Genomic DNA, 25,793 nt, shown 5'->3' on the forward strand with positions numbered 1-25,793 from the left:
ATCACGGGACGAGGTAGATCACGGCGAACAGGCCGATCCACACGATGTCGACGAAGTGCCAGTAGTACGACACGACGATGGCGGCGATGGCCTGAGCGGGGGTGAACTTGCTCATCTTCGTCCTGATGATCAGGAAGACGAAGGCGATCAGCCCACCGATGACGTGCAGCCCGTGGAAACCGGTCGTCATGTAGAAGACGGTCCCGTAGGCCGACGACGCGATCGTGGTCCCGTGCTCGACGACCAGCTGGAAGTACTCACCCGCCTGACCGAGCACGAAGATCGTGCCCATGACCAGCGTGATGACGTACCAGCGGCGCAGGCCGAAGACGTCTCCCCGCTCCGCCGCGAACACGCCCCACTGGCACGTGAACGAGGACGCCACCAGGATGATCGTGAACGGGAGGGCGTACGGGAGGTTCAGGTGGGTGGGCGGTGGCGGCCACGGGCCCTCGTTCTGCGCCTTCACCGTGAAGAACATGGCGAAGAGCCCAGCGAAGAACATCAGCTCGCTGGCCAACCAAACGATGGTGCCCACGCTGACCATGTTCGGCCGGTTCAGCGAGTGCACGCGTTGACTGATAGAGGGCGCTGCCGTTGTCACGCGACGCATTATGTCTTGCGACTTTTCCGCTCGCGCCTTCGGGTCCACCTGGTCGGCCCCGGGGTGATCGGATCGCAACCCGGAGGTGACGCACCGTGAAAGGCACCCTCGCCCGCTGGGCCGCCCGACTGACCGGCCGCGGGACCGGCGGCAAGCCCGCCACCAGCATCGATGACCCGGCTCTCCGCATCGTGGTGATCGCCTACGACGAGACCGAGGCGGCCTCGTCCGCGTTAGCCCGAGCGGAGGAGTGGGAGGCCGCACGACCTGCGGTGCTGCGCCACCACCTGGCGCTGCCCGACCGGTCGGTCGAGCCGGCTCGCGAGCTGCTGGCCGCCGACGGCTGGGAGCTGCGGCCCGGCGGGCGCGGCGCGGAGCTCGCCGACGCCGGGCTGACCCCGCTGGTCGCCCTCCGTGTTCAGCATCTCGATGCGTTGCATTGCTCACAGGAGAGCTCGCGGATGGCCGGCCTCGCCCAGCGGCACGGCGGCCAGGTCTTCGGGTGGGACGCGCTGCAGCCCGGTCCGGGCGCGTCGAGCTGATCGATTTCGGCCGGGCGACTACTGCCGATGCCGGTCCGGCCGATAGCATCCGGGGTGAGTTCGCGATCGCCAGGCCACCGCCGGGGCGTCCCGCAGACACTGAGGAGCCGTCGATGAGCGCACCGACCACCACCGTTCTCGTGTTCAGCCACCGCCCCGAGGTCCGGGAGGCGATCATCACAGCGATCGGTCGGCGCCCGGCCCCGGACCTGGGCCGCGTGACCTACGTCGAGGCGGGCACCGTCGCGGACGTCATCAGCGAGGTCGACGCGGGCCGTCCGGACCTGCTCGTCCTGGACGGCGAGGCGCAGCCCACCGGCGGCATGGGCGTGTCCCGGCAGCTGAAGAACGAGATCGACGACTGCCCGCCGGTGGTCGTCGCGGTCCGCCGCAAGGACGACCGGTGGCTGGCCACCTGGTCGCAGGCGGACGCGGTGCTGGTGCACCCCCTCGACCCGCTGGCCGCGGCCGAGACCGTCGCCGAGGTGCTGCGCACCCGCGGCAAGCCGGTCCCGGCCTGAGCAGACGCTCCCCGCGGCCCGCGCCAGGCACCGACCGTCCGCGGCGGGTCCTCGGGGCTCTCCTCCCGCCTGCGCTCCCCCGCACTCGTGGGTGGCTCGGGGACCCCTCCGGGCGGCCACCTACGTAGAGTGAGTCCGAACGAGCACGAGCACGGAGAAGAAGCGTGGGAACCATGGCGGGAAGTTGGGCGGGACTGCTGGGCAGCCTGGTCGCGGGTGAGGACCTGTCCGCGGAGGACACCGCCTGGGCCATGGACCTCATCATGTCCGGGGAGGCGACCCCGGCGCGGGTGGCGGCGTTCGTCGTCGCGCTGCGCGCCAAGGGCGAGACGCCGACCGAGATCCGCGGCATGGCCGACGCCATGCTCGCCCACGCCCGCAAGCTCGACATCGCGCAGCGCGCTGTGGACATCGTCGGCACCGGGGGCGACCGCTCCGGCAGCGTGAACATCTCCACCATGGCGTCGATCGTGCTCGCCGCCTCCGGCACCACCGTGGTCAAGCACGGCAACCGGGCCGCCTCCTCCAAGTGCGGCACCGCCGACGTGCTGGAGGAGCTGGGCGTGGCCATCGACCTGCCGCCGGAGGGCGTGCGCCGCTGCGTCGAGGCCGTCGGCATCGGGTTCTGCTTCGCGCCGGTGTTCCACCCGGGCTTCAAGCACGCCGGCGGTCCGCGCCGCGAGATCGGCATCCCGACCGCGTTCAACCTGCTGGGACCGCTGACCAACCCGGCGCGCCCGGTGGCCGGGCTGATCGGTTGCGCCGACCGCCGGATGGCGCCCGTGGTGGCCGAGGTGTTCGCCGCCCGCGGCGCGTCGGCGCTGGTGGTGCGCGGCGACGACGGCATGGACGAGATCACCACCACCACGGCCAGCACGGTGTGGGTGGCGCACGACGGGACGGTGCACGAGACCCGCGTCGACCCCCAGGACCTCGGCATCGCCTACGCCCGCCCGGAGGACCTGCGGGGCGGCGACGCCACGGTGAACGCCCAGGCCGTCCACGACCTCCTGGCGGGCACCAAGGGCCCGGTGCGCGACGCCGTGCTGCTCAACGCGGCCGGGGCGCTGGTGGCCCACGAGGGGCCGGGAGAGGACCTCACCGGCCAGCTCCGGGCCGCGCTGGACCGGGTGGCCGAGGCCGTCGACTCCGGCGCCGCAGCGCAGCTGCTGAGCCGCTGGGCGACCCGCTCCAGCGCGCTCAAGGCCGAGCTGGGCTGACCGGCCCGCCGCGCGGGCTCACTCCTCCTCGAGGCCGATGGCGAACGCCGCTTCCTCGTCGCGCCGGGAGTAGGAGCGGAAGGCGATGTGGGTGTCGGTGTCCAGCACCCCCGCCACCTTGTTGATCCGGCCCGGGACGATGTCGGCCAGGTCCTCGTGGCGGCGGACCCGCAGCATCGCGATCAGGTCGACGTCGCCGGCGCAGGAGTAGACCTCGTCGACCCCGTCGATGTCGGCGATCTCCTGGGCCGCCTCGGTGAGGCGGTCGGCGGCGGTCTGGATCAGCACGATCGCGGTGATCACGGGCGAACCTCCTGCAGGGCCTGGGTGCGTCAACCGATGCTAGACGACCGGTCCTCCGGGCAGCAGCCGTGATCCCCCCGGCGTGCGCGCAGCAGGAGGCCCCCGAGCCGCGGGACTCGGGGGCCTCCTGCGCAGTCGTTCCTCAGTGGTGGCCGGGGCCGGTGTGGTACTCGAACACCAGCCCGGCGACCATGATCAGCACGAAGCCGACGGCCAGCACGATCATCCAGGCGTGGAAGAACGCCAGGGAGATGCCGGCGAAGGCCGCGGCCGCCGCCAGGCCGGCCGGCCAGTAGCTGCCGGGGCTGAAGAAGCCCAGCTCGCCGGCGCCGTCGCTGATCTCCGCGTCCGGGTTGTCCTCGGGACGCTGCTCGATGCGGCGCGCCACGAAGGAGAAGTAGCTGCCGATGATCAGCGACAGACCGCCGACCAGGATCAGCGCCACGGTACCCACCGGCTCCTTGGCCCAGACCCCGTACACGACCGCGGACAGGAAGAAGAAAACGGTGATGATGTTGAAGATCCGAGCTTCGATCTTCATGGAGTCCTCGCTCTCACGCCGTACGCCCTGTCGAGGGCACCGCTACTTGGTCCCGACCTGCTGACCGGAGGGTGCTCCGCCGGTGCGTTCGGTGTTGAACGGAACGCCGGTCACCGCGTACGGCTCGCACAGCTCACCGCAGTCGGCGCGCTCCTCGCCCAGCTGGGTGAGCGCCTCGGCCGCCGTGTAGGGCTGGCCGGTCTGCGGGTTGACCTGCGTGCGCAGCTGCATGTACCGGTCGAACTTGTCCGGGGACAGCGCCCGGACCTCGAAGTTCATCATCGCGTGGTAGGTGCCGCAGAGCTCGGCGCAACGGCCGACGAACGCGCCCTCCCGCTCGATGGTGTTCTGGAAGACGTCGTCCTGGTTGTTCTTCTCCGGGTGCGGGAAGGTGTCCCGCTTGAAGTGGAACTCGGGGACGAAGAACGAGTGGATGACGTCGGTGGAGCGCAGGTGGTACTCGATGCGCTCCCCGGTCGGCAGGACCAGCAGCGGGATCTCGCTGCTGCTGCCGACGGTGCGCACCGGCTGCCCGTCCGGCGTCGTGTACTCGGGGTAGTTGAACTCCCAGTTCCACTGGTACGAGATCACGTTGACCTTCTGGTCCGGGCTCGCCGGCTTGGCCAGCACGTAGTTCTGCGTGACCGCCGTGAAGTAGAACAGCACGACCACCAGCACGAACGGGATGGCGGTGTAGATCATCTCCAGCGGCAGGTTGTACTGGAACTGCCGCGGGAGCTCCTCGTCACCCTTCTTCTTGCGGTGGAAGGCGACCGACCAGAAGATCAGCCCCCACACGATCACACCCACCGCGAGTGCCGCGATGACCGACCAGGTCCACAGGGTCCGCATCGACTCGGCCTGCGGGGTGACACCCTCCGGCCAGCCGAACCGCAGGACCTCATCGGTCGTGCAACCCGTGGCCGCGACACCAACCAGGCCGATCAGCCCAGCGACTTTGACCAGCCGTGGCACTCGGGTCCCCTCCTTCAGGCCCACTGCGCGACGCCTCCTCGTGCAAAACTCACCGGTGCGGCCGGGTGATCCGCGTCCGGTCCGGTGACCGGACCGCCGGACCTGCCGCCGGAATCCTGCGCAGAGCCTAGCCCAGGTGTAGCCGCGATACTGCTCCGGGGGCGTCGATCGCCTCGCTCGTTCGCGCGACCGGTCGCGGAGCGCGACGCCGGACCCCCTCTCGGCTGCGACGTCACGACCGCGCACGCACCCCGGCGCGTGCGCGCGGCCACGTGCGTGCGCCACGCGGGCGGGCGGCATACTGGGGCGAGCCCCCAGGGGGAGGCACCAGACGACATCGCCGACTCGAAGAGGTGCACCAGACGCGTGTGCGGCCTGCTTGGACTGATCTGTCCCACGGAAGAGAACGCCGGATTCGCGGTGAACGCGGTGGCCAACGCGCTGCCGTGCCAGCGACACCGGGGTCCGGACGAGAGTGACACCTGGCACGGCGGTGAGGTCGTCTTCGGCTTCAACCGGCTGTCGATCATCGACCTGGAGCACTCGCACCAGCCGTTGACCTGGGGTCCTCCGGAAGCCCCGCAGCGCTACACCATCAACTTCAACGGTGAGATCTACAACTACCTCGAGCTGCGCGCGGAGCTGATCGAGCGCTTCGGCGCCCGGTTCAGCACCGACGGCGACACCGAGGTGATCGTCGCCGCCTACCACTACCTCGGCACATCCATGGTCGGGCGGCTGCGCGGCATGTTCGCGTTCCTGGTCTGGGACAACGAGCGCCGGGTGCTCTTCGGCGCGCGCGACCCGTTCGGCATCAAGCCGCTGTTCTACGCCAGCGGCCCGGGCGGCACCGCCTTCTCCAGCGAGAAGAAGAGCCTGCTGAACCTGACCAACACGCTGCGCATCGCCGAGGAGCTGGACCACAAGGCGATGCAGCACTACCTGCAGCTGCAGTACGTGCCGGAGCCGGAGACGCTGCACCGCCAGATCCGCCGCATCGAGTCGGGCACCTCGTTCACCGTGTCCCCCGGCGGCCAGCTGGTCACCGAGCGCTACTTCCAGCCGAACTTCCGCCCCCGGCCGGTCAACACCGACGCCGACGCGCGGCGGCTGCACAACGAGATCGTCGAGGTGATGCGCGACTCGGTCGCCAAGCACATGCGCGCCGACGTGACCGTCGGGGCGTTCCTGTCCGGCGGCATCGACTCCACCGCGATCGCCGCGCTGGCCAAGGAGCACAACCCGAACCTGATCACCTTCACCACCGGGTTCGAGCGGCAGGGCTACTCGGAGATCGACGTGGCCGCCGAGTCGGCCGCGGCGATCGGGGTCAAGCACGTGGTCCGCACCGTCTCCGCCGAGGAGATGATGGAGGCGCTGCCGCTGATCGTCTGGTACCTGGACGACCCGGTGGCCGACCCGGCGCTGGTGCCGCTGTGGTTCATCGCCCGCGAGGCGCGCCAGCACGTCAAGGTGGTGCTCTCCGGTGAGGGCTCCGACGAGCTGTTCGGCGGCTACACCATCTACCGCGAGCCGCTGTCGCTGGCGCCGTTCGAGAAGGTGCCCGGCGCGCTGCGCAAGGCGATGGGCAAGGTCTCCACGGCGATCCCGGAGGGCGTGCGCGGCAAGGACCTGCTGCGCCGCGGCGCGCTGAGCCTGGAGGACCGCTACTACGGCAACGCGCGGATCTTCCGGGACGACCAGCTGCGCACCGTGATGCGCAGCTTCGACCCGGGCGTGTCGCACCGGGACATCACCGCGGGCCCGTACCGGCAGTCGGCGGGCTGGGACCCGGTGACCCGGATGCAGCACGTGGACCTGTTCACCTGGCTGCGCGGCGACATCCTGGTCAAGGCGGACAAGATGACCATGGCCAACTCGCTGGAGCTGCGCGTGCCGTTCCTGGACCCGGAGGTCTTCCGGGTGGCCAGCTCGATCCCGCTCGAGCAGAAGATCACCAAGGAGACCACGAAGCACGCGCTGCGCCAGGCGATGCACCAGGTGGTCCCGGCGCACGTGCTCAACCGTCGCAAGCTGGGCTTCCCGGTGCCGATCAGGCACTGGCTGCGCGACGAGATGCACGACTGGGCGCGCAACATCATCCAGCAGTCCCAGACCGACCACCTGCTGGACCGCTCCGCGATCCTCCAGCTGCTGGAGGAGCACCGCTCCGGCGTGCTGGACCACAGCCGCCGCCTGTGGGCGCTGCTGGTGTTCATGCTCTGGCACGGGATCTTCATCGAGGGGCGCCTGTCGCCCGAGGTCCCGGAGCCGCACTACCCGGTCCGCCTCTGACGCTGACGCACGCGAACGGCCCGTTCACCTCCCGAGGTGGGCGGGCCCGGGACTCGGCGTGCTTCGACTCACGGAGGTCCGCAGCATGAGCGTCGTGAGTGCGGAAGCCGGTTGCAGGCGGCTTCCGCACTCACGAGCGGGGCGTCAGCCGCAGTGCTCGAAGGGGCTCTCGTAGGACTGGGAGCCGACCGAGCCTCCCCACTTCACGCAGGTGGCACCGGCCTCTTGGCGGACCGGGCCCGCGTAGTAGGTGAAGTCACCGGAGTCGGTCGTCCGCTTCCCGCCCTGGACCTCCAGGAAGGCCGCCGTCGGGGACGCCTTGCCCAGCGAGGTCGACTTCAGCGTCACCACGCAGTTGTTCTTGTTCGAGCTGTTGTACAGCAGGTAGACCGTGCCGGCCCCGGACAGGCCCTTCTGGTCGATCACGCTGTAGCCCGAACCGCAGACCTCGGTCGGCGTGTACGGGTTGCCGCTGCAGTTGTTCTTGCTGGTGAACGGCGTCTTGGCGAAGTACGGCACGGCCACGCCGTTGAGCTTGGCCTTGACCACCGTCCCGTTCTGGCGCTGCTCGTAGTGCAGGTGCGGGCCGGTCACGCCACCGGTGGCGCCCGCGGTGCCGATCTTCGCGCCCTGGGAGACCTTCTGGCCCACCGAGACGGTCTGCGTGGACAGGTGGGCGTAGCGGGTGCGCCAGCCGCCGCCGTGGTCCAGTTCGATCCAGCGGCCGTAGCTGGTGTTGCCCTCGTTGGCGACCCGGGTGACCGTGCCCGCCGCCGAGGCGAGCACCGGCATGCCGGTGATGCCGTCCTTCTGGAAGTCCACCGAGTTCGCCGGGTTGTGGCCGCTGAAGGTCGCGGCCGTCACCGTGACGCCGCACTTGAACGGGACCTGGAAGTTCGGCGCGGCGGACGCGGGCGCCTGTCCGAGCCCGACCACGCCGAGTGCCGCGAGCGCGACTGCCGCCACGCCCGAACCTAATCGACGCAACATGAACCACCTCCAGAGTTCAGTTCAGGGAGGGATCCATGCGATCACGACGATCCTGGGAAGAACAGACCTGTTAGGCGGATTCTTGGTTAATCCTTCCCAACCACACCGTGGTCGCGCCGGGCAGCACGCCGTCCCAACTGGTCGCGGCGTCGCTGCGGCACAGCAGGCCACCGGGCAGGTCCAGGGAGACGGGTTCCGCGCCGAAGTTCGTGGCGCACACGAAGTCCGCGCCCCGGCGGAAGACCAGCACGCCCTCCGGGGCGTCCAGCCACTCCAGCTCCCCGTCACCGAGGGCCGGGTGCGCGCGCCGCAGCGCCAGGGCGTCGCGGTAGGTGCGCAGCACCGAGCCCTCGGTGCGCGCCTGCGCGGCCACCGTGGCGCTCGCCCACTCCGCGGGCGCCGGCAGCCAGCTCTTCCCCGTGCTGAAGCCGAACGGCGGCTCGTCGCCCGACCACGGCATCGGCACCCGGCAGCCGTCGCGGCCCGGGTCGGTGCCGCCGGAGCGCTTCCAGATCGGGTCCTGGCGGGCCTCGTCGGGCAGCTCCAGCACTTCCGGCAGCCCGAGCTCCTCGCCCTGGTAGACGTAGACCGCTCCGGGCAGCGCGAAGCTGAACAGCGCCGCGGCCCGGGCCCGCCGCAGGCCGAGCTCGCCGCCGCCGTAGCGGGTCACCGGGCGCTGCACGTCGTGGTTGCCGAGCACCCACGTGGTGGTGGCGCCGACCGCCGCGGTGGTGGCCAGGGACTCCTCGACCACCCGCCGGAAGTCCGGGGCCGACCAGGGCACTTCGAGCAGCGCGAAGTTGAAGGCCTGGTGCAGCTCGTCGGGCCGCACGTACCGGGCCAGCCGTTCGCTCGTCGACGCCCACGCCTCGGCCACCCCGATGCGCGTCCCCTCGTAGGAGTCGAACAGCTGCCGCCAGTCGCGGTAGATGTCGTGCACCTCGTCCTGGTCGAAGTACGGCAGCTCCCCGCGCCCCAGCAGGGAGATCTGCCCGTCCAGCCCGGTGTCCGGCAGGTCGGGGTGCTTGATCATGCCGTGCGCGACGTCGATGCGGAACCCGTCGACGCCCCGGTCCAGCCAGAACTCGAGCACCTTGCGGAAGGACTCGCGCACCTGCGGGTTGCGCCAGTTCAGGTCGGGCTGCCGCGGGTCGAACAGGTGCAGGTACCACTGGCCGTCGGCGACCCTGGTCCAGGCCGGGCCGCCGAAGACCGACTCCCAGTCGTTGGGCGGCAGTTCGCCGTGCTCGCCCCGGCCGTCGCGGAACAGGTACCGCTCGCGGGCGGGATCGCCGGGCGCGGCGGCCAGCGCCTCGACGAACCACGGGTGCTCGTCGGAGGTGTGGTTGGGCACCACGTCGACGATGACCCGCAGGCCGAGCTCGTGCGCCTGGGCCAGCAGCGCGTCGAAGTCGGCGAGGGACCCGAACAGCGGGTCCACGTCGCAGTAGTCGGCCACGTCGTACCCGCCGTCGGCCATCGGCGAGGGGTAGAACGGGGTCAGCCACACGGCGTCCACGCCGAGGTCCACCAGGTGCGGCAGCCGGTCGCGGATCCCGGCGAGGTCGCCGACCCCGTCACCGTCTCCGTCGGCGAAGCTGCGCACGTAGATCTGGTACACGACGGCGTCACGCCACCACTTCGTCATCCCTGCTCCTCGTGAGGTCGCGGCACGGCAGCCCGGCGGTCACAGCGGCCGGGTGGATTCGCGGACGATCAGGTTCGGCCGGAACATGCGGCTGAAGTTGGTCGAGGTCCGCGGCGGCTCGTCCGGGTCGAGCTGGCGGGTCAGCTCGTCGACGGCCGCGGCGGCCATGTCGCGGATCGGCTGGGCCAGCGTGGTCAGCGCGGGCTGGCAGTACGCGGCCAGCGGGATGTCGTCGAAGCCGACCACCGAGACGTCCTCCGGCGTGCCCAGTCCGCGCCGGCGCGCCTCCCGCATCGCGCCGAGCGCCATGACGTCGGAGGAGCACAGCACCGCGGTCGGGCGCGGGCCGTCGAGCAGTTCGCCCATCGCCTGCGCGCCGCCCTCCGCCCCGAACGGCGCGTGGGCGACCAGGTCCGCGCTCGGCTCCACCCCGGCCTCCTCCAGCGCCGCTGCCCAGCCGGCCCGCTTCATCCGGGACGGCAGGGCGCGCGCCGGGCCGCTGACGAAGCCGATGCGGCGGTGGCCCAGTTCCAGCAGGTGCCGCGCCGCGGTGTACCCGGCCAGGTGCTCGTCGACGGTGATGTCCGGGACGTCCAGGCTCGGCGCGCTGCCGTTGACGAAGACCATCCGGATGCCTTCGGCGCGCAGCTTCTCGTAGTAGCCCCGGCTGCGGCGCTCGTCGTTGTCCGGGTTGGCGATCTCCGGCGAGACGAAGACCATGCCCTCGACCCCGCGGGCCACCAGCATCCGCACGTAGTCCTTCTCCGTCATCGCCGCCCGGGTGTTGCACAGCAGCGACGAGTAGCCCGCCAGCGAGGCGCGGCTCTCCAGCGCCTCGGCGAAGGCGGGGAACACCGGGTTGGTCAGCTCCGGCACGAGCAGCCCGATGACCCCGGTGCGACGCAGCGCCCCGGTGCCGCGCGCGGTGTGCGGCATCTGGTTGAGCACCTCGAGGACGCGCTGCCGGGTCTCCTCCTTGATGCCCGCCTTGCGGTTGAGCACCCGGCTCACCGTGGACACGCTCACCCCTGCCGCCCGGGCGATCTCGGCCAGACCCGCCACTGCTCCGCTCCTGTCGCGCTGGAACCACCTGTCGCCACGATCCTGCACGTGACCGCAATGTTTTGCAAACGACCTGTTCCGATCGCGGCCTCTCTGGTGACGGTTTTCCACCAAGAGCCTTGACGTTCACCACATCTGGGGTATGCAATCTAACGCCAAGCGCTCGCAAAAACTTGCACACAGGAGGCCATGATGAGACGCAAGGCCACGGTCGGCGCCGCCCTGGGCCTGGTCGGCGCGCTCGCCGCGGGGTGCGGCGGCAGCAGCGGCGACCCCGGCGAGGTCGTCTTCTGGGACACCAGCGGCCCGGCCGAGAGCGGGGTGTTCCAGGAGGTCGCCACCGACTGCGCGCGGACCGGCGGCTACCGGGTGCGCGTCGAGACCGTCTCCTTCGACCAGGCGCTGAACAACTACAAGACCGCCGCGCAGGGCGGGCAGGGCCCGGACGTGCTGCGCGCCGACGTCGGCTGGGTCGCGCAGCTCGCGCAGGCCGGGCTCATCCAGGACCTGACGGGCACTCCCCTGGCCGCCGACACCGCCGACTTCCTGCCCGCCCCGCTGGCCTCCACCCAGCACGAGGGCAAGACCTACGCCGTCCCGCAGGTCACCGACGCGCTCGCGCTGTTCTACAACAAGGCACAGCTGGCGCAGGCCGGCGTCGAACCGCCGAAGACCTGGGAGGAGCTGAAGCAGATCGCGCCCCAGCTCGGCGGCGACCGGGCGCTGTTCCTCAACAACGACGAGTACTACGCGCTGCCGTTCCTCTACAGCCAGGGCGGCGACCTGCTCGACGTCGACTCCCGCACCATCACGGTGAACTCGCCGGAGGCGGTGCGCGGCGTGCAGGTGGCCAAGGACCTGCTCGACGCCGGGGCCGCCCGCACCGCGCTCGACCAGCCGAACTCCTACACCACGATGAAGGCCGCGTTCACCTCCGGCGACGTGGCGATGGTGGTCGACGGGCCGTGGGCGGTCCCCGAGTACACCCAGTCCGGGCAGTTCGCCGACCCGGCCAACCTCGGCATCGCACCGCTGCCCGGGAAGGGCACCTCGCCGGTCGGCGGCCACGACTACGTGATCCGGCAGGGCAGCGACGCCACCGAGGCCTCCATCAAGTTCGTGCAGTGCATGAGCAGCACCGAGAACCAGGCGAAGATCGCCGCGCGGCTCGCCCTGCTGCCCACCCGGCAGTCCGCCTACGACGACCCGGCGGTGGCGCAGCACCCGGTGGTCTCGGCGTTCCGGCCGCTGGTGGCCGACACCCACGACCGGCCGTGGATCCCGGAGAACGCCGAGCTGCTGGAACCGCTGCAGACCGCCTACGCCGACATCCTGGCCGGCCGCAAGGAGACCGGCGCCGCGCTCGACGAGCTCGCGCGCACCTACCAGACCTCCGTCGTCCCCGACTACGCCCAGCGCTGAGGCCCGAGATGCGACTGCGGAACCTGCTGGCGCGGCACTGGTTCGCCTACGCGATGGTCGCCCCCGTCGTGGCGGTGCTCGCGCTGCTCGTCGTCTTCCCCCTGCTGCAGGGGCTGTTCTTCACGTTCACCGACATCAACGACACCACCATCGCCAACCCGGTGCTGGACCGCGAGGCGAGCTACGAGTTCGTCGGGCTCGACAACTACCTCAACGTGCTGTCCGGGGACCCGGCGCACGGCTCGTTCTGGGCGACCCTGCTGCGCACCGTCATCTGGACCGGGGCGTGCGTGGTCTGCCACTACGTGATCGGCCTGGCGCTGGCCGTGCTGCTCAACCGGCAGCTGCGGTTCCGCGGGCTGTACCGGGTGCTGCTGATCCTGCCGTGGGCGGTGCCGGTGTTCATCAGCGCCTTCGCCTGGCGGTACCTGTTCAACTCCGAGTACGGGCTGGTCAACCGGGTGCTGGAGGCGGTGGGACTGCCGGCGCAGGTGTGGCTGGGGCAGTCCGACCTGGCGCTGGTGTCGGTGGTCGTGGTCAACGTCTGGCTGGGCGTGCCGTTCATGATGGTGGCGCTGCTGGGCGGCCTGCAGTCCATCCCGTCCGACCTGTACGAGGCGGCCGAGATCGACGGGGCGTCGGCGTGGCAGCGGTTCGTGCACGTGACGCTGCCGGGCCTGCGGTCGGTGTCGAGCTCGGTGGTGCTGCTCGGGGTGATCTGGACGTTCAACATGTTCCCGGTCATCTACCTGATCACCGAGAACAACCCGCACACCCGGATCCTGGTCACCTACGCCTTCGAGCGGTTCTTCTCCGGCGCGACCCGCGACTACGCCCTCGCGTCGACCTACGGCGTGCTGATCCTGTCGGTCCTGCTGGTGTTCGCCGCCGTCTACCGCCGCGCGATGCGCCGGCAGGGGGAGGTGCTGTGAGATGACGATCGAAGCGGCCTCGTTGCGCGCCACACCGGCCACCGCCCGGCCGGTGTCCCGGCGCAAGCGGTCCGTCGCGGCCAGCGTCGGCCTGCACACCGCCCTGGTGGTGGCCTCGCTGATCGCGGTGTTCCCGGTCTTCTGGGTGGTCGTGGTGTCGTTCAAGCCGGACGCCGAGGCCATCGCCCCGACACTGTCCGGTGAGACCACAGTGGACAACTACCGGGACGTGCTGTCCGGCGCCAAGGGCGCGTTCCTGAGCTGGTTCGGCAACTCGGTGCTCATCGCGGCGCTGACCACGGTGCTCGGGGTGCTGCTGGCGGCCACCACCGCCTACGCGGCCAGCCGGTTCCGCTTCCCCGGCCGGCAGTGGCTGCTGCTGTCGTTCCTGGTGGTGCAGATGTTCCCGTTCGCGGTGCTCATCGTGCCGCTGTACAACGTCCTGCTGACGCTGGGCCTGCAGGGCAGCGCGCTCGGCCTGGTGCTGGTCTACTGCAGCACCGCGATCCCGTTCTGCACCTACATGCTCAAGGGCTACTTCGACGGGATCCCCCGCGAGATCGACGAAGCCGGGCGGGTGGACGGACTCTCGCCGTTCGGGGTGTTCTGGCGGCTGGTGCTGCCGCTGGCCCGGCCGGGGCTGGCGGTGACCGCGTTCTACTCGTTCATCGTGGCCTGGAGCGAGGTGGCCTTCGCCTCGGCGTTCCTGTCCGCCGAGGACCGGTCGAAGACCCTCGCCGTCGGCCTGCAGGTGTTCGTGCAGCAGAACCGGGCCGAGTGGGGCCACCTGGCGGCGGCCTCGGTGCTGGTGGCCGTCCCGGCGGTGGTGGTGTTCTACCTGGTCCAGCGCTTCCTGGTCGGGGGCCTCACCGCGGGCAGCGTGAAGTCGTGAGCGCCGGTGGCCGCCGCGCCCGCGGGACTCGTGCGGCCACCGGCGGCGGCACTACCCTGGGTGGATGAACGCGTTCCCGCTCGGTGGTGCGACCACGATCCTCGACGGCGGTCTGGCCACCGAACTGGAGGCGCGCGGTCACGACCTCTCCGACGCGCTGTGGTCGGCCAGGTTGCTGGCCGACGCGCCGGAAGAGATCGTGGCCGCGCACGCGACGTTCTTCCGCGCCGGGGCCGACGTCGCCACCACGGCCAGCTACCAGGCCAGCTTCGAGGGCTTCGCGGCGCGCGGCATCGACCGCGGGGACGCCGCCGCGCTGATGCGCCGCAGCGTGGAGCTGGCCCGGCTGGCCGGAGACGTGGAACCGGGGCGGCACCGGTGGGTGGCGGCGTCGATCGGCCCGTACGGCGCGATGCTCGCGGACGGCTCGGAGTACCGCGGCCGCTACGGCCGCACCCGGCGGGAACTGCGCGACTTCCACCGCCCGCGGATGGAGGTGCTGGCCGAGTCCCGCCCGGACGTCTTCGCGCTGGAGACCGTCCCGGACGTCGACGAGGCCGAGGCGCTGGTGGACGCGCTCGACGGGCTGGACGTGCCGGCCTGGCTGTCGTACACCGTCGACGGCGACCGCACCCGGGCGGGGCAGCCGCTGGCGGAGGCGTTCGCGGTGGCCGAGCACGACGGCGTCGTCGCGGTCGGGGTCAACTGCTCCGCCCCGGACGACGTGCTGCCCGCGATCGAGATCGCGCGCGTCACGACGACGAAACCGGTCGTGGTGTACCCGAACAGCGGTGAGGGCTGGGACGCGCAGCGGCAGGCCTGGACCGGCGAGTCGCGCTTGTCGCCGTCCCTCGCGCGCAGCTGGCGGGACGCCGGTGCGCAGCTGATCGGCGGCTGCTGCCGGGTGCGTCCCGACGACATCTCGGCGATCGCCGAAGCGCTGCTCGACCCGGAGGGCTGACAACCGGTCGCCCGCGCGCGATCGTCCGCTCCAACTGGAGCGCACCCGTTCCCAGGGGGGCGCGTGGTTCGGCTGCTTCTCCGGCGAGGACGACAGGCGGGTCCTGGCCGCACGCGTCGCCGCGACCGGGCGGGAGGTGTGCGGTGGAGCTGAACGACGTCGTCGCCCCCGCTACCTGCCCGCGGTGGTCCACGAGGTCGGCGAGGACGTGGTGGTCGGCCAGCACGACCTGGACCCGGTCGGCTTCCGCTCCCGGGGCGCGCGCACCGTCGTCCGCGGTGGCCGCGAGCGGACCGTCCGCTGGTCGGTCCGCTCGTGTGCACCGTCCCCGGAACTGCGGGACCGGTTGCGGCAGGCGGGTTCCCGCGACGTCCAGGCCCTCGGCGAGGACGGCGCCCCGCTGACCCGCGAGCACCGGCGGCGCGTCGTCACCGCCCGCAGCGCACCCCGTGGTGCCGCGCGGCGCCACGGGGTGCTCGGGAGCTCAGAGCTTCGCGCCGACGTGCAGCGCGACGCCGGAGTTCGGCGCGACGGTGGTGGTGAACCCCCCGTCCTCGCCGACCTCCACGGTCCCGCCGGTGCACGCGCCGTCCACCAGCTCACCGCTCATCACGTCGCAGTAGGTCCCGGCGGGCAGTGAGGTCTGGAAGGTCTGCGACAGCTCGCCGCCCTCCCGGTTGACCACCACGAACCCCTTGTCACCGCGGCCGAACGCGATCTGGCCGCCGCCGTTGTCCCACCAGTCGACCAGCTCGGTGCCCTGCACCGCCCCGTGGAACCCGGCCATGCCGGCGATGATCGGCCGCCGGTGCTCGCAGGTCCAGGCCGGGTCGTCGCAGCTGGCCGGGCGCGTGGTCCCGTCCGCCTCGGCGGGCGGCCCGGCGTCGGGGTCGTCGAAGGCGAAGCCGGAGATCAGCTGCGGCGTCCCGTACGGGTAGGCCAGTTCGAAGGCGACCGCCAGGTCGTAGACCTCGCCGTCCTCGTAGGTCAGGATCGGCGAGCTGCGCTGCGTGTCGTGGTTGTCGATGAACACCACGGCCTGGTCGCTGGGCAGCTCCATCCGCTCCGGCAGGTTCGCCAGCTGCGCCAGCGCCCCGTCCCGGAAGGCGTTGGCCACCACGCCGTAGTAGCCGAACTCGGTGACGTCGCCGTTGCCGGTGTACTCGCCGCCGGTCGTGGTGCCGTCGGCGATCACCTCCTGGAAGACGTAGGGGCGGCCGCCCTCGGGGAGGTCGCGCACCGCGCCGAAGATCGCGCCGACGTCCTCCGGCGGCATGTGCTTGACGCCGTCCACCCGGAACCCGGAGACCCCCAGTCCCACCAGGTCGTCGAGGTAGGCGGTCAGCCTGCTGCGCACGTGGTCGGACTCGGTGGCCAGGTCGGCGAGCCCGACCAGCTCGCAGTTGCGCACCTCCCACTTGTCCTCGTAGTCGGCGATGTCGCGGCGGCAGCCGTGGAAGTCGGGGTCGGAGTAGATGCCCGGGTAGTCGTACTTCTCGTAGGTCGAGCCGCCGCTGCCCGGCCCGCTGCCGGCCGAACCGCTGCCGGTCATGTGGTTGACCACCGCGTCGGCGTAGATCTCCACGCCCGCGGCGTTGCAGGTCCGCACCATCTCGGCGAACTGCTCGCGGCTGCCGCGGCGGCTCTCCAGCTGGTAGCTGACCGGTTGGTAGTCCTGGTACCAGGGGTGGCCCTGGTCGGCGAGGACGACGTGCTCCTGCGGCGGCGACACCTGGACGGCGCCGAACCCCCTCGGCCCCAGGAAGTCCGTGCACTCCCGCGCGATGGACTCCCACGGCCACTGGAACATCTGGACGATGGGGCCGCTCACCGGAGCGGCGGTGGGCACTCCCGCGGTCGCGGCGGGCACCAGCGCGGTGCCGCCGATCGCCGCGGAGAGCGCGAGCAAGGCCAATCGCATGACAACCTCCCTGCACCGACGTGTGGGGTCGTCATCAATCACATTTTCTTGCGCGCGTCAAGTCAATCCGCCATCGGAACCAGAGGTGAGCTGCTCCAATGCTTGCAAAAATTTGCAGGACTACGACAACATCGGGGCCACGTCCGCCGCCGCGGCGGCCCCGTAGGCGTCGGTGAAGCGGCGCAGCGCACGACCGTGGTCCAGCGACCACTCCTGCGTCCCGGTCACCTCCAGGACGTGCACCGCGACCAGCGACCCGAGCTGCGCGGCCCGCTCCCAGGACAGCCCGCTCTGCACCCCGGCGAGGAAGCCCGCCCGGAACCCGTCGCCCACCCCCGTCGGGTCGACCCGGCCGCGGTCCGGCACCGCGGGCACGTGCAACCGCACGCCGTCGCGACCGACGACCTCCGCGCCCTTCGCGCCGAGCGTGGTGATCCGGACGCCGACAAGCTCCCGCACGTCGGCCTCGGTCCACCCGGTCTTCTGCAGCAGCAGGCCCCACTCGTACTCGTTGGTGAACAGGTACTCCGCGCCGTCGACCACCTGCCGCACCTGCTCGCCGTCCAACCGGGCCAGCTGCTGCGACGGGTCGCTGGCGAACGGGTAGCCGCGCTGGCGGCACTCGTCGACGTGCCGCAGCATCGCCAGCGGGTCGTTCGGGCCGACCAGCACCAGGTCCACGCCGGCGCGCTCGATCACCGGGGCCAGCTCGACGTTGCGCGCCTCGGCCATCGCGCCCGTGTAGAACGACGCGATCTGGTTGAACTCCTCGTCGGTGGTGCACACGAAGCGGGCGGTGTGCGCGACCTCCGAGACGTGCACGCCCGAGCAGTCCACGCCGTTGCGCTCCAGCCAGGAGCGGTAGTCGGCGAAGTCGTCACCGACCGCCCCGATGAGCACCGGCCGCTGCCCCAGCAGGCCCAGCGCGAAGGCGATGTTGGCCGCGGCCCCGCCCCGCCGCACCACGAGGTCGTCGACCAGGAAGCTCAGCGAGACCTGCTCCAGGTTGCCGGCGACGAGCTGGTCGGTGAACCGGCCGGGGAAGTGCATCAGGTGGTCGGTGGCGATGCTTCCGGTGACGGCGACGGGCACGGCGACCTCCGGGATGTCGCAGCTGGTGATCGGACGCGCACCGAGCGTAGCGCCACCAGGGGTGCCCGGCCGCCGCGCGCGGCCGCGGACAATGGGCGCATGCGCGAAGTGGAGATCCGGGACGGCGCGATCCGGCTCGGCCAGCTGCTGAAGCTGGCGGGACTGGTCGAGCACGGCGCGGAGGCGAAGGAAGTTCTGGAGGAGGGCTTGGTGCAGGTCAACGGCGAGGTCGAGACCCGCCGCGGCAAGCAGGTGACCGCGGGCGACGAGGTCACCCTCGGCGACGAGACGGTCCGGATCGTCAACCGCTGACGGTCGCGCGCCGGCGGCCCGGGCCGCGGGTCACCGGCGGACGCACACCTCCGGAAGAGCGAGGAGGCCGGCACCCCGGAGGGGGTACCGGCCTCGTGCCAGATCGGCTCGCCCGCTCAGTGGAACGAGTCGCCGCAGGCGCACGACCCGCCCGCGTTCGGGTTGTCGATGGTGAAGCCCTGCTTCTCGATGGAGTCGACGAAGTCGATGACCGCGCCCTCCAGGTACGGGGCGCTCATCCGGTCGACGACGACGCCCAGGCCGTCGAACTCCCGCCGCGCGTCGCCGTCGAGGGTGCGCTCGTCGAAGAAGAGCTGGTACCGCAGCCCCGCACAGCCACCCGGCTGGACGGCGATGCGCAGGTGCATGTCGTCGCGACCCTCCTGCTCCAGCAGGGCCTTGGCCTTCTTGGCCGCCGCGTCGGTCAACGTGACACCGTGGGCGGGCGCCTCGCTCTCGGTCGTGGTGTTCGGGGCGGTCATGGACTCTCCCTAGAGGTCTCGCTCATCCGATTCCGGCCTGTGGTGCAACCGCGGACCGGACCAGCCTATTCCCACGGGCGGACCCGGGGACGTGCCGTGTGTCCACGTCCCATGGTGGCACAGCGGGTCGCCGAGCTGGCGTGACGTGGCACGACCCACTCCTCGGGCCCGACGGAGAGGGGACGCGCCCTCCCCCGTGGCGCGGGCCGAGCACCACCCGCACGACGAAGGCTCTCTGACCTGCGGCGATGCACACCGAACACCACCCCGGCGCCGCCGGGGGGTGATCCAGGAAACCGCAGGAAATCGGGCGTACCTTACCCTGTTGGGGTGAGGTTCCTTCGCCGCAGCAGCACTGAGCAGGCCGACAGCCCGGAGTCTGAGAACGAGGCTGCCCAGTCCTCAGCGGAGCACGCCCCCAACCACACTCCCAAGAAGGGGCGCCCCACCCCGAAGCGCCGGGACGCCGAGGGGCGGCGCCGCGGCCCGGTCCCGCCGCCGCCGAAGACGCAGCGCGAGGCGATCAAGCGTGCGCGCGCCAACAAGGAGGAGCGGCGCGCCGCCGCCCGGGAGCGGCGCGAGCGGATGATGCAGGGCGACGACCGCTACCTGATGCCCCGCGACAAGGGCCCGGTGCGCGCCTACGTCCGCGACCTGGTCGACACCCGGCGCCACCTGATGGGCCTCTTCATGCCGCTGGTGCTGGTGGTGTTCGTCAGCACCCTGTCGCAGAACCTCCTGGTGCAGCAGTACGCGACCCTGTTCTGCATGGCCCTGCTGATCATGATGATCGTCGAGGGCACCATGCTGGGCCGCTACGTCAACAAGCGCGTCCGCGCCAAGTTCCCGGACGCCAAGGACGGGTCCTTCGCCCTGGGCTGGTACGCCTTCACCCGGGCGATGCAGATCCGCAAGCTCCGCGTCCCGCGCCCCCGCTACACCCCCAAGGACATCGCCAAGCTCAGCTGATCGGGGCCCGTGGTGCGCACGTTGGTGCTCGGTGGGGCGCGGTCCGGCAAGTCCGCGCACGCCGAAGGGCTCGTCGACGGGGACGCGGCGGTCACCTACGTGGCCACCGCCCGGCGGGTCGAGGGCGACCGCGAGTGGGACGAGCGGATCGCCGCCCACGTCGCCCGGCGGCCGGACCACTGGCGGACCGCGGAGGCGCCGGACACCGAGTCGCTGTGCCGGGTGCTGGCGGAGGCTCCCGCCGGTTCGTCCGTGCTGGTCGACGACCTCGCCACCTGGTTGACCGGGGTGCTCGACGACGCCGGGGCCTGGGACCGGGACGCGGCCGCGATGGAGGTCGTGGCCGGGCGGTGCGCCGAGCTGGTCGACGCCGTCACCGGCTGCGCCGGACGGCTGGTGGTCGTCTCCGCCGAGGTCGGGTTGGGCGTCGTCCCGGCCACCCGGTCTGGGAGGCTGTTCCGGGACGAGCTCGGGGCGCTCAACGCCCGGCTGGCCGAGGTGTGCGACGAGGTCGTCCTGCTCGTCGCCGGTCTCCCGCTCCGACTGCGCTGACATCGACACGGAGGTTCGCTTGCCCGACCAGAACGAGATCAGCTTCCCGGCGGTGCCTGCCCCGGACGAGCAGGCCCAGCGCCAGGCGGTCGCCCGGCACGAGCAGCTGACCAAGCCCGCGGGCTCGCTGGGACGGCTGGAGGAGCTGGGGGTCTGGGTCGCCGCCCGGCAGGGGCTCTGCCCGCCGCGGCCGTTCACCCGCCCGCGGGTCGTCGTCTTCGCCGGGGACCACGGCGTCGCCGAGCACGGCGTCTCCGCCTACCCCAGCGAGGTGACCAGCCAGATGGTCTCGAACTTCCTGGCCGGCGGTGCCGCGGTCAACGTGCTCTCCGCCGCTGCGGGCGCGACCGTGCGGGTCGTGGACATGGCCGTCAACGCCGACACCCCGCCGGTGGTCAGCGCGCACAAGGTCCGGCGCTCCTCCGGGGCCATCGACCGCGAGGACGCCCTCACCGACGCCGAGGTGCGGGCCGCGCTCACCGCGGGGCGGACCATCGCCGACGAGGAGATCGACTCCGGCGCCGACCTGCTCATCGCCGGCGACATGGGCATCGGCAACACCACGCCCGCCGCGGTGCTCATCGCGGCGCTCACCGGGACCGAGCCGGTGGCGGTCGTCGGCCGCGGCACCGGCATCGACGACAACGCCTGGATGCGCAAGACCGCGGCGATCCGCGACGCGCTGCGCCGGGCCCGCAAGGTGCTCGACGACCCGGTGGCGCTGCTGCGCACCTCCGCCGGAGCCGACATCGCCGCGCTCACCGGGTTCCTCGCCCAGGCCGCGGTCCGCCGCACGCCCGTGCTGCTGGACGGCGTCGTGGTGGGCGCGGCCGCGCTGGTGGCCGAGGAGCTCGCGCCGGGCGCGCGGCAGTGGTGGCTGGCCGGGCACCGCTCCGCCGAGCCGGGCGGGCCGCTGGTGCTCGACCACCTCGACCTGACGCCGGTGCTGGACCTGCAGATGCGGCTGGGTGAGGGCTCCGGGGCGCTGACCGCGCTGCCGGTGGTGATGGCCGCGACGCGGGTGCTGGGCGAGATGGCGACGTTCGCCGAAGCCGGTGTCGGCGGCCCGACCGGAGCCGAGGCCACCGGCCCGAAGTCGTGACCCCGGACGGCCTCCGCCTGGCCGTTTCGTGGCTGAGCGTGCTGCCGGTGCGCGCCGGCCGCGTCGACGACGCCACCTGCCGCCAGGCGATCGCCGCCGCTCCCCTGGTCGGCGCACTGGTGGGCGGGACCGGCGCGCTGGCGCTGTGGGGGCTGTCCGCGCTCGGTGCGCCCCCGCTGCTGGCCGGGCTGCTGACCGTGGCGGTGCTGGTGCTGGTCACCCGGGGCATGCACGTGGACGGGCTGGCCGACACGGTGGACGGCCTGGGCTGCTACGGACCGCCGGAGCGCGCGCTGGCCGTGATGCGCGACGGCGGCGCGGGCCCGTTCGCGGTGGTCGCGCTGGTGCTGGTGCTGGGTGTGCAGGCGGTGAGCCTCGCCGAGGTCTCCGCCGACCCGCTGGTGCTCGTCCTGGCGTGCGCGGTCGGCCGGGCGGGCTTCGTGCTGTGCTGCCGGCGGGGCGTGCTGTCCGCCCGCCCGGAGGGCATGGGCGCGCTGGTGGCGGGCAGCCAGCCGACGTGGCTCGTCGCGGCCTGGTGGCTGGTGCTGCTCGCGGCGGCGGTCGCCGTCGACTGGCGCGTGGCGCTCGCGGTCGCCGTGGCCGCGGGGCTGCTGCTCGCCCTCACCCACCACGTCCAGCGGCGCTTCGGCGGGATCACCGGCGACGTCCTCGGCGCGGCCTCCGAACTCGCCACCACGACGGTCCTCGTCGGCGCCGCCCTCACCTGACCGGGGGCTCGTGAGTGCGCAAGCCGCCTGCAACCGGCTCACGCACTCACGACCCGACCCCCACGCGGATCGGGGTCCCGGGGTCAGCCGAGCTTGGTCATCCAGCCGTGGGTGTCCGCCACCGTGCCGTGCTGGATGCCGGTGAGCTTCTCGCGCAGCTTCATCGTGATCTCGCCCGGCCCGCCGTCGGCGATGGTGAACTCACCGTCGCGGTGCTTGACGTGGCCGACCGGGGTGATCACCGCCGCGGTGCCGCAGGCGAAGACCTCGGTGAGCTCGCCGGTCGCGGCCTTCTTCTCCCACTCCTCGACCGTCACCTTGCGCTCCTCGACCTGCATGCCGAGCTCACGCCCCAGCTCCAGCAGCGACGAGCGGGTCACGCCGGGCAGCAGGCTGCCGCTGAGCTCGGGAGTCACCAGACGGGCGTCGGCGCCGGAGCCGAACACGAAGAACAGGTTCATGCCGCCCATCTCCTCGACCACGTGCCGCTCGCACGCGTCGAGCCAGACCACCTGGTCGCAGCCCTGCTTGACGGCCTCGGCCTGCGCGGCGAAGGACGCGGCGTAGTTGCCCGCGAACTTGGCCGCACCGGTGCCACCGGGCGCCGCGCGCACGTACTCGTGGCTCAGCCACACGGTGACCGGCTTGATGCCGCCGGAGAAGTACGAGCCGGACGGCGAGGCGATCACGGCGTACAGGTAGGCGTTGGACGGGTTGTTGACCCCCAGGCCGACCTCAGTGGCGATCATGAACGGCCGGAAGTAGAGCGAGCTCTCCCCGCCGCTGGGCACCCAGGCACCGTCCACCGCGACCAGCTGGCGCAAGGACTCGAGGAACAGCTCTTCCGGCAGCTCGGCCATCGCGATCCGCTTGGCGGAGTCCCGGAACCGCCGCGCGTTGGCGTCCGGCCGGAACGCCGCGATGGAACCGTCGGGCTGCCGGTAGGCCTTGAGGCCCTCGAAGATCGCCTGCGCGTAGTGCAGGACGGAGGTCGCCGGGTCCAGCTCGAGCGAGTGGTAGGGCTCGACGCGGGCGTCGTGCCAGCCACGGTCCTCGGTCCAGCGGATGGTCACCATGTGGTCGGTGAAGTGCCGTCCGAACCCCGGATTGGCCAATACTTCCGCACGCCGCTCGTCGCTGGCCGGTTGCGGGTTGGTGGTCCGGGTGAAAGACAGCGCTTCAGTCATGCGCGTACCGTATCGCGCCCTCTCGAACAGTGGAAACCGGATCATCGTACGTTGGTCATCCAACTGTCCGGCTTCCGATCACGCGCCGCGCCCCGGGCGCCACCGAGCGTGACGCGAAACCTCCCGGAACTCCGCGTACCGGGCTCTATGATGTGCTCATGAACCAGCAGGCTCCCGCTCCGGTCCCCACCACGGTGTCGCAAGACGCGCTGGCCGCCACCCTGGCGGCGCTGCTGCCCCTGGGTGGCGGCTTGCTCGTGGCGCTCGGCTACGCCTGGCTCGACGTGTTCGGACTGGTCCTCGGCCTGGCCGGCGCCGTCGGGTGGGCGTTCTGGTGGCGCGGCAAGCACCAGGTGTTCTTCCCGAAGGACCTGCGTGGCAGCTCGGTCGGCGGGGTCGGTGCCCTGGTCGCGCTCATCGTGGTGCTGCTGTTCGTCTCGGTGTCCTGACCCGGTCAGTCCCGCAGCAGTCCGTCCGGCAGGGACGGCAGCGCCCACTTCGGATCGGGCCGGGCGTCGCAGTGGGTCCCGTCGAACGGGAACAGCCGCGCTTCGGCGAGCGCGATCATCCGCTCGCCCTCGGCCCGCAACCGCTTGAGGTGCCAGCGGTCGAACCGGCCGGCGGCCATCGCGTCGGCCAGCTCGTTCTCGTCCTTCCACTGCCACGACCCGTCCGGGAACACCTCGACGTCCAGCACGCCGTCCACGCGCCGCACGCCCAGCTCGTCGCGGCCGAGCGGCACCTCGAGGTTGACGTACCAGTTGCGGAAGGTCCCGTCGGCGTCGAAGAACCACCACACCGACGCCCACCGGTGCTCGTAGACCAGGCGCAGCGTCGAGGTGCCGCGCCAGGTCGACTTCGCGGGCACCCGCGGGCCGTTGAAGCGCTCGTGCAGCGGCATCTCGCGCGGCGCACGGCCGTCCGGCGAGGTGGTGATCCGGATCGGGGTGCCGTCCAGGACCCAGCACAGCATCTGGTCGCCGTCGTCCTCGACGACCCGTGCGGGGTGGACGGTGCCCAGCGAGCCGTCAAGACGCCAGAAGCTGTAGAGCGCTTCCTCGCCGGGGAGCCAGACCGGTTCTCGTATGGGTTGCAACGGAAGGGTGCCCACGTTCGCGTTCAGCATGACCCGCCTCATCTCCAGCGACGGGACACACCTCCCGTCGCCAAAGGACCGACAACAACGACAACAAGCGTTGCAAGCATCGCAGAAATCGGCATGCTCATCGCGATGACGACGGAGAGCCCCATGCCCAGGCAGGCCGCGCGCATCGGCCAGCCGCCCTCGTCGGCCAGCAGCAACCGGGCTCCGGCGTTGGCGAAGGCGCAGTGCACCAGCAGGCTGCACGAGGCGAAGGCCATCGCCGCCACGGGCTCGACCAGCAGCGCGACCGCGACCGCGGCGACCCCGACGCCGACGTCCACCAGGAAGGGCGTGCCCGCGCGGCTGCGCCGCTCCAGCCCGCGCGGCAGGTCCCCGTCCCGCACCAGGCCCAGCGCCGTGGACCGGGCGGACTCCAGCGCGGCCAGCAGCACCGGGAGCAGCGCCACCGCGGCACCGGCGCCGACCAGCGGCGCGAGCTCGGACGCCGCCGCGGCGGCCAGGACGTCACGGACCGGGGTCGGCGACAGCGCCAGCCGCGACCAGCCGAGCTGGTGCACCAGCGCCGCCGTCACCACCGCCAGCACTGCGCTGACCACGGCGAACGACACCACGACACCGCGCTTGACCACTGCCGGCGGGACCCGGTCGCGGCCCTCGGCCGGCGAGGTCAGCCGCTCGAAGCCGAGGAAGGCGAAGAACAGCACCCCGGCCGCCCCGGTGATGCCCACCGCGCTGTCCTCGGGCGCGGCGCCGGCCGGCAGCGGCGGGACGGGGTCGATGGCGAAGCACGTGACGACCACCAGGCCCAGCACCGCGCCGGTCAGCACCAGCCACGTCCACGCCGCGGCCCCGCGGATCCGCAGTCCGGTCGTCGCCGCGAGCACCACGAGCAGGACCGCCACCGAGGCCACCACCGGCGCCGAGCCGGGCAGCAGGAAGTCCCCCAGCACGCGCGCGACCGCGGCCAGGGCGGCGACCTGCCCGGCCAGGTGCGCGCTGGCGGCGACGCGCGCGGGCAGCAGGCCCATCCGTCCCCGGACGCACGCGTCGGCCGGTGCGGGCCCGCGGTAGGCGGCCGCCTGGTGCGCGGTCGCCGAGGCCGCGCAGGCCGCGGTCAGCACCGCGACCAGCAGCCCGAACGGCGACCACATCCCGGCCGCGGCTGCCGCGGGCGACGGTCCTACGAGCACACCGGCACCGAGCATCCCGCTGAGCACCAGCGGGACCGCTCCGGCGCCCGAGGACAGCCGGCCGCTCGATTCCACCTGTTGGGCCACCTGACCACCCTCGCAGACGAACACAGACGGTGCAGCCACCTGTCGGTGGACAGCGCGCTGCACTGCGTCCCAGCGTAGGACGGCGCCCCGCAGCACCGTCCTGGTCGGATCCTCCAGCGCGCCGCGTTCTAGAGTGCGAACGGACCCCTATTCCGGCG

General features: G+C 71.9%; 27 protein-coding genes. 14 read left to right on the forward strand and 13 right to left on the reverse strand.

What is annotated here, in order from left to right; translation table 11 throughout:
• Nucleotide 1: 1 nt before the first annotated feature.
• On the reverse strand, nt 2–613 hold the full coding sequence (ctaE, locus tag HNR68_RS22395) for an aa3-type cytochrome oxidase subunit III (RefSeq protein WP_179723717.1): 612 nt from the start codon (nt 611–613) through the stop codon (nt 2–4).
• Nucleotides 614–699: 86 nt separating this feature from the next.
• Here ctaE and HNR68_RS22400 point away from each other — a divergent pair, with 86 nt between their 5' ends.
• From HNR68_RS22400 to trpD, 3 genes are all read left to right on the forward strand, one after another.
• The gene (locus HNR68_RS22400; RefSeq protein ID WP_380574825.1) at nt 700–1,146 is read left to right on the forward strand and encodes a hypothetical protein; all 447 of its coding nucleotides are present in this window, start codon (nt 700–702) and stop codon (nt 1,144–1,146) included.
• A 113-nt stretch (nt 1,147–1,259) separates the two neighbouring features.
• Nucleotides 1,260–1,667 carry a response regulator gene (locus HNR68_RS22405; RefSeq protein ID WP_179723718.1) on the forward strand — a complete coding sequence of 136 codons (408 nt, stop codon included), beginning with the start codon at nt 1,260–1,262 and terminating at the stop codon, nt 1,665–1,667.
• Nucleotides 1,668–1,840: 173 nt separating this feature from the next.
• Nucleotides 1,841–2,887 (forward strand): anthranilate phosphoribosyltransferase, encoded by a 1,047-nt coding sequence (trpD, locus tag HNR68_RS22410; protein WP_218888392.1) that lies wholly within the window; start codon nt 1,841–1,843, stop codon nt 2,885–2,887.
• Between the two features lie 18 nt (nt 2,888–2,905).
• On the opposite strand, the gene HNR68_RS22415 is transcribed toward trpD, so the two are convergent.
• The 3 genes from HNR68_RS22415 to ctaC all read right to left on the reverse strand — a co-directional run bounded on the left by HNR68_RS22415 (nt 2,906) and on the right by ctaC (nt 4,730).
• Nucleotides 2,906–3,190: an Lrp/AsnC ligand binding domain-containing protein gene (locus tag HNR68_RS22415; protein ID WP_179723720.1), complete on the reverse strand. Its 285-nt coding sequence runs from the start codon at nt 3,188–3,190 to the stop codon at nt 2,906–2,908.
• A gap of 142 nt (nt 3,191–3,332) precedes the next feature.
• Complete coding sequence (locus HNR68_RS22420; protein WP_179723721.1) at nt 3,333–3,731, reverse strand: cytochrome c oxidase subunit 4; 399 nt, start codon at nt 3,729–3,731, stop codon at nt 3,333–3,335.
• 42 nt (nt 3,732–3,773) lie between these two features.
• Complete coding sequence (gene ctaC / locus HNR68_RS22425) at nt 3,774–4,730, reverse strand: aa3-type cytochrome oxidase subunit II (protein ID WP_179723722.1); 957 nt, start codon at nt 4,728–4,730, stop codon at nt 3,774–3,776.
• Nucleotides 4,731–5,072: 342 nt separating this feature from the next.
• On the opposite strand from ctaC, the gene asnB reads away from it, so the two are divergent.
• Nucleotides 5,073–7,001: an asparagine synthase (glutamine-hydrolyzing) gene (gene asnB, locus HNR68_RS22430; RefSeq protein ID WP_179723723.1), complete on the forward strand. Its 1,929-nt coding sequence runs from the start codon at nt 5,073–5,075 to the stop codon at nt 6,999–7,001.
• 144 nt (nt 7,002–7,145) lie between these two features.
• Here the strand turns inward: asnB and HNR68_RS22435 are convergent, their stop codons facing one another.
• The 3 genes from HNR68_RS22435 to HNR68_RS22445 all read right to left on the reverse strand — a co-directional run bounded on the left by HNR68_RS22435 (nt 7,146) and on the right by HNR68_RS22445 (nt 10,701).
• On the reverse strand, nt 7,146–7,991 hold the full coding sequence (locus HNR68_RS22435; protein WP_179723724.1) for a M23 family metallopeptidase: 846 nt from the start codon (nt 7,989–7,991) through the stop codon (nt 7,146–7,148).
• Between the two features lie 70 nt (nt 7,992–8,061).
• Nucleotides 8,062–9,639 (reverse strand): glycoside hydrolase family 13 protein, encoded by a 1,578-nt coding sequence (locus HNR68_RS22440; RefSeq protein ID WP_179723725.1) that lies wholly within the window; start codon nt 9,637–9,639, stop codon nt 8,062–8,064.
• A 39-nt stretch (nt 9,640–9,678) separates the two neighbouring features.
• A complete protein-coding gene (locus HNR68_RS22445) occupies nt 9,679–10,701 on the reverse strand; it encodes a substrate-binding domain-containing protein (RefSeq protein WP_179723726.1) in 1,023 nt (340 codons plus the stop codon).
• A gap of 189 nt (nt 10,702–10,890) precedes the next feature.
• Here HNR68_RS22445 and HNR68_RS22450 point away from each other — a divergent pair, with 189 nt between their 5' ends.
• From HNR68_RS22450 to mmuM, 4 genes are all read left to right on the forward strand, one after another.
• Entirely contained in the window at nt 10,891–12,123 is a 1,233-nt protein-coding gene (locus tag HNR68_RS22450; protein WP_246330517.1) for an extracellular solute-binding protein, read from the forward strand.
• A gap of 8 nt (nt 12,124–12,131) precedes the next feature.
• Nucleotides 12,132–13,055 carry a carbohydrate ABC transporter permease gene (locus tag HNR68_RS22455; protein ID WP_179723728.1) on the forward strand — a complete coding sequence of 308 codons (924 nt, stop codon included), beginning with the start codon at nt 12,132–12,134 and terminating at the stop codon, nt 13,053–13,055.
• 1 nt (nt 13,056) lies between these two features.
• Nucleotides 13,057–13,947, forward strand: a complete 891-nt coding sequence (locus HNR68_RS22460; RefSeq protein ID WP_179723729.1) for a sugar ABC transporter permease — start codon at nt 13,057–13,059, stop codon at nt 13,945–13,947.
• A gap of 64 nt (nt 13,948–14,011) precedes the next feature.
• The gene (gene mmuM, locus HNR68_RS22465; protein ID WP_179723730.1) at nt 14,012–14,908 is read left to right on the forward strand and encodes a homocysteine S-methyltransferase; all 897 of its coding nucleotides are present in this window, start codon (nt 14,012–14,014) and stop codon (nt 14,906–14,908) included.
• 484 nt (nt 14,909–15,392) lie between these two features.
• On the opposite strand, the gene HNR68_RS22470 is transcribed toward mmuM, so the two are convergent.
• Both HNR68_RS22470 and HNR68_RS22475 read right to left on the reverse strand, forming a co-directional pair.
• Nucleotides 15,393–16,829, reverse strand: coding sequence for an alpha-amylase (locus HNR68_RS22470; RefSeq protein WP_179723731.1), 1,437 nt, complete (start codon nt 16,827–16,829; stop codon nt 15,393–15,395).
• 120 nt (nt 16,830–16,949) lie between these two features.
• The gene (locus HNR68_RS22475; RefSeq protein ID WP_179725386.1) at nt 16,950–17,879 is read right to left on the reverse strand and encodes a carbohydrate kinase family protein; all 930 of its coding nucleotides are present in this window, start codon (nt 17,877–17,879) and stop codon (nt 16,950–16,952) included.
• Nucleotides 17,880–18,020: 141 nt separating this feature from the next.
• Between HNR68_RS22475 and HNR68_RS22480 the strand changes: the two genes are divergently transcribed.
• Nucleotides 18,021–18,233 carry an RNA-binding S4 domain-containing protein gene (locus HNR68_RS22480; RefSeq protein WP_179723732.1) on the forward strand — a complete coding sequence of 71 codons (213 nt, stop codon included), beginning with the start codon at nt 18,021–18,023 and terminating at the stop codon, nt 18,231–18,233.
• Between the two features lie 116 nt (nt 18,234–18,349).
• On the opposite strand, the gene HNR68_RS22485 is transcribed toward HNR68_RS22480, so the two are convergent.
• Nucleotides 18,350–18,715 carry a HesB/IscA family protein gene (locus HNR68_RS22485; protein WP_179723733.1) on the reverse strand — a complete coding sequence of 122 codons (366 nt, stop codon included), beginning with the start codon at nt 18,713–18,715 and terminating at the stop codon, nt 18,350–18,352.
• 330 nt (nt 18,716–19,045) lie between these two features.
• On the opposite strand from HNR68_RS22485, the gene HNR68_RS22490 reads away from it, so the two are divergent.
• Genes HNR68_RS22490 through cobS form a run of 4 tightly spaced genes read left to right on the forward strand, consistent with a single transcriptional unit; the run spans nt 19,046 to nt 22,066 of the window.
• The gene (locus HNR68_RS22490) at nt 19,046–19,684 is read left to right on the forward strand and encodes a DUF3043 domain-containing protein (RefSeq protein ID WP_179723734.1); all 639 of its coding nucleotides are present in this window, start codon (nt 19,046–19,048) and stop codon (nt 19,682–19,684) included.
• 9 nt (nt 19,685–19,693) lie between these two features.
• A complete protein-coding gene (gene cobU, locus HNR68_RS22495) occupies nt 19,694–20,236 on the forward strand; it encodes a bifunctional adenosylcobinamide kinase/adenosylcobinamide-phosphate guanylyltransferase (RefSeq protein WP_179723735.1) in 543 nt (180 codons plus the stop codon).
• 19 nt (nt 20,237–20,255) lie between these two features.
• Nucleotides 20,256–21,338 carry a nicotinate-nucleotide--dimethylbenzimidazole phosphoribosyltransferase gene (cobT, locus tag HNR68_RS22500; protein WP_179723736.1) on the forward strand — a complete coding sequence of 361 codons (1,083 nt, stop codon included), beginning with the start codon at nt 20,256–20,258 and terminating at the stop codon, nt 21,336–21,338.
• Complete coding sequence (cobS, locus tag HNR68_RS22505) at nt 21,335–22,066, forward strand: adenosylcobinamide-GDP ribazoletransferase (protein WP_179723737.1); 732 nt, start codon at nt 21,335–21,337, stop codon at nt 22,064–22,066. The genes cobT and cobS overlap by 4 nt, the downstream gene beginning before the upstream one ends.
• An 83-nt stretch (nt 22,067–22,149) precedes the next feature.
• Here the strand turns inward: cobS and HNR68_RS22510 are convergent, their stop codons facing one another.
• Nucleotides 22,150–23,253, reverse strand: coding sequence for a branched-chain amino acid aminotransferase (locus HNR68_RS22510; protein WP_179723738.1), 1,104 nt, complete (start codon nt 23,251–23,253; stop codon nt 22,150–22,152).
• Nucleotides 23,254–23,411: 158 nt separating this feature from the next.
• Here HNR68_RS22510 and HNR68_RS22515 point away from each other — a divergent pair, with 158 nt between their 5' ends.
• Nucleotides 23,412–23,702 carry a hypothetical protein gene (locus tag HNR68_RS22515; protein ID WP_179723739.1) on the forward strand — a complete coding sequence of 97 codons (291 nt, stop codon included), beginning with the start codon at nt 23,412–23,414 and terminating at the stop codon, nt 23,700–23,702.
• 5 nt (nt 23,703–23,707) lie between these two features.
• Here HNR68_RS22515 and HNR68_RS22520 read toward each other — a convergent pair whose 3' ends face one another.
• Entirely contained in the window at nt 23,708–24,379 is a 672-nt protein-coding gene (locus HNR68_RS22520; protein ID WP_179723740.1) for a ribonuclease FAU-1 family protein, read from the reverse strand.
• A gap of 8 nt (nt 24,380–24,387) precedes the next feature.
• The gene (locus tag HNR68_RS22525; protein ID WP_179723741.1) at nt 24,388–25,635 is read right to left on the reverse strand and encodes an amino acid permease; all 1,248 of its coding nucleotides are present in this window, start codon (nt 25,633–25,635) and stop codon (nt 24,388–24,390) included.
• Nucleotides 25,636–25,793: the final 158 nt, after the last annotated feature.

Origin of the sequence: Saccharopolyspora hordei, from assembly GCF_013410345.1 — a bacterium.
In the GTDB taxonomy this organism is placed as follows: domain Bacteria; phylum Actinomycetota; class Actinomycetes; order Mycobacteriales; family Pseudonocardiaceae; genus Saccharopolyspora; species Saccharopolyspora hordei.

Excerpts from the sequence above, each read along its gene's own strand:
- ctaE (WP_179723717.1), bottom strand. The coding sequence starts at position 613 with ATGCGTCGCGTGACAACGGCAGCGCCCTCTATCAGTCAACGCGTGCAC.
- HNR68_RS22405 (WP_179723718.1), top strand. The coding sequence starts at position 1,260 with ATGAGCGCACCGACCACCACCGTTCTCGTGTTCAGCCACCGCCCCGAG.
- trpD (WP_218888392.1), top strand. The coding sequence starts at position 1,841 with ATGGCGGGAAGTTGGGCGGGACTGCTGGGCAGCCTGGTCGCGGGTGAG.
- HNR68_RS22420 (WP_179723721.1), bottom strand. The coding sequence starts at position 3,731 with ATGAAGATCGAAGCTCGGATCTTCAACATCATCACCGTTTTCTTCTTC.
- HNR68_RS22435 (WP_179723724.1), bottom strand. The coding sequence starts at position 7,991 with ATGTTGCGTCGATTAGGTTCGGGCGTGGCGGCAGTCGCGCTCGCGGCA.
- HNR68_RS22440 (WP_179723725.1), bottom strand. The coding sequence starts at position 9,639 with ATGACGAAGTGGTGGCGTGACGCCGTCGTGTACCAGATCTACGTGCGC.
- HNR68_RS22450 (WP_246330517.1), top strand. The coding sequence starts at position 10,891 with ATGATGAGACGCAAGGCCACGGTCGGCGCCGCCCTGGGCCTGGTCGGC.
- HNR68_RS22455 (WP_179723728.1), top strand. The coding sequence starts at position 12,132 with ATGCGACTGCGGAACCTGCTGGCGCGGCACTGGTTCGCCTACGCGATG.
- HNR68_RS22460 (WP_179723729.1), top strand. The coding sequence starts at position 13,057 with ATGACGATCGAAGCGGCCTCGTTGCGCGCCACACCGGCCACCGCCCGG.
- mmuM (WP_179723730.1), top strand. The coding sequence starts at position 14,012 with ATGAACGCGTTCCCGCTCGGTGGTGCGACCACGATCCTCGACGGCGGT.
- HNR68_RS22470 (WP_179723731.1), bottom strand. The coding sequence starts at position 16,829 with ATGCGATTGGCCTTGCTCGCGCTCTCCGCGGCGATCGGCGGCACCGCG.
- HNR68_RS22475 (WP_179725386.1), bottom strand. The coding sequence starts at position 17,879 with ATGCACTTCCCCGGCCGGTTCACCGACCAGCTCGTCGCCGGCAACCTG.
- HNR68_RS22480 (WP_179723732.1), top strand. The coding sequence starts at position 18,021 with ATGCGCGAAGTGGAGATCCGGGACGGCGCGATCCGGCTCGGCCAGCTG.
- HNR68_RS22485 (WP_179723733.1), bottom strand. The coding sequence starts at position 18,715 with ATGACCGCCCCGAACACCACGACCGAGAGCGAGGCGCCCGCCCACGGT.
- HNR68_RS22510 (WP_179723738.1), bottom strand. The coding sequence starts at position 23,253 with ATGACTGAAGCGCTGTCTTTCACCCGGACCACCAACCCGCAACCGGCC.
- HNR68_RS22515 (WP_179723739.1), top strand. The coding sequence starts at position 23,412 with ATGAACCAGCAGGCTCCCGCTCCGGTCCCCACCACGGTGTCGCAAGAC.
- HNR68_RS22520 (WP_179723740.1), bottom strand. The coding sequence starts at position 24,379 with ATGCTGAACGCGAACGTGGGCACCCTTCCGTTGCAACCCATACGAGAA.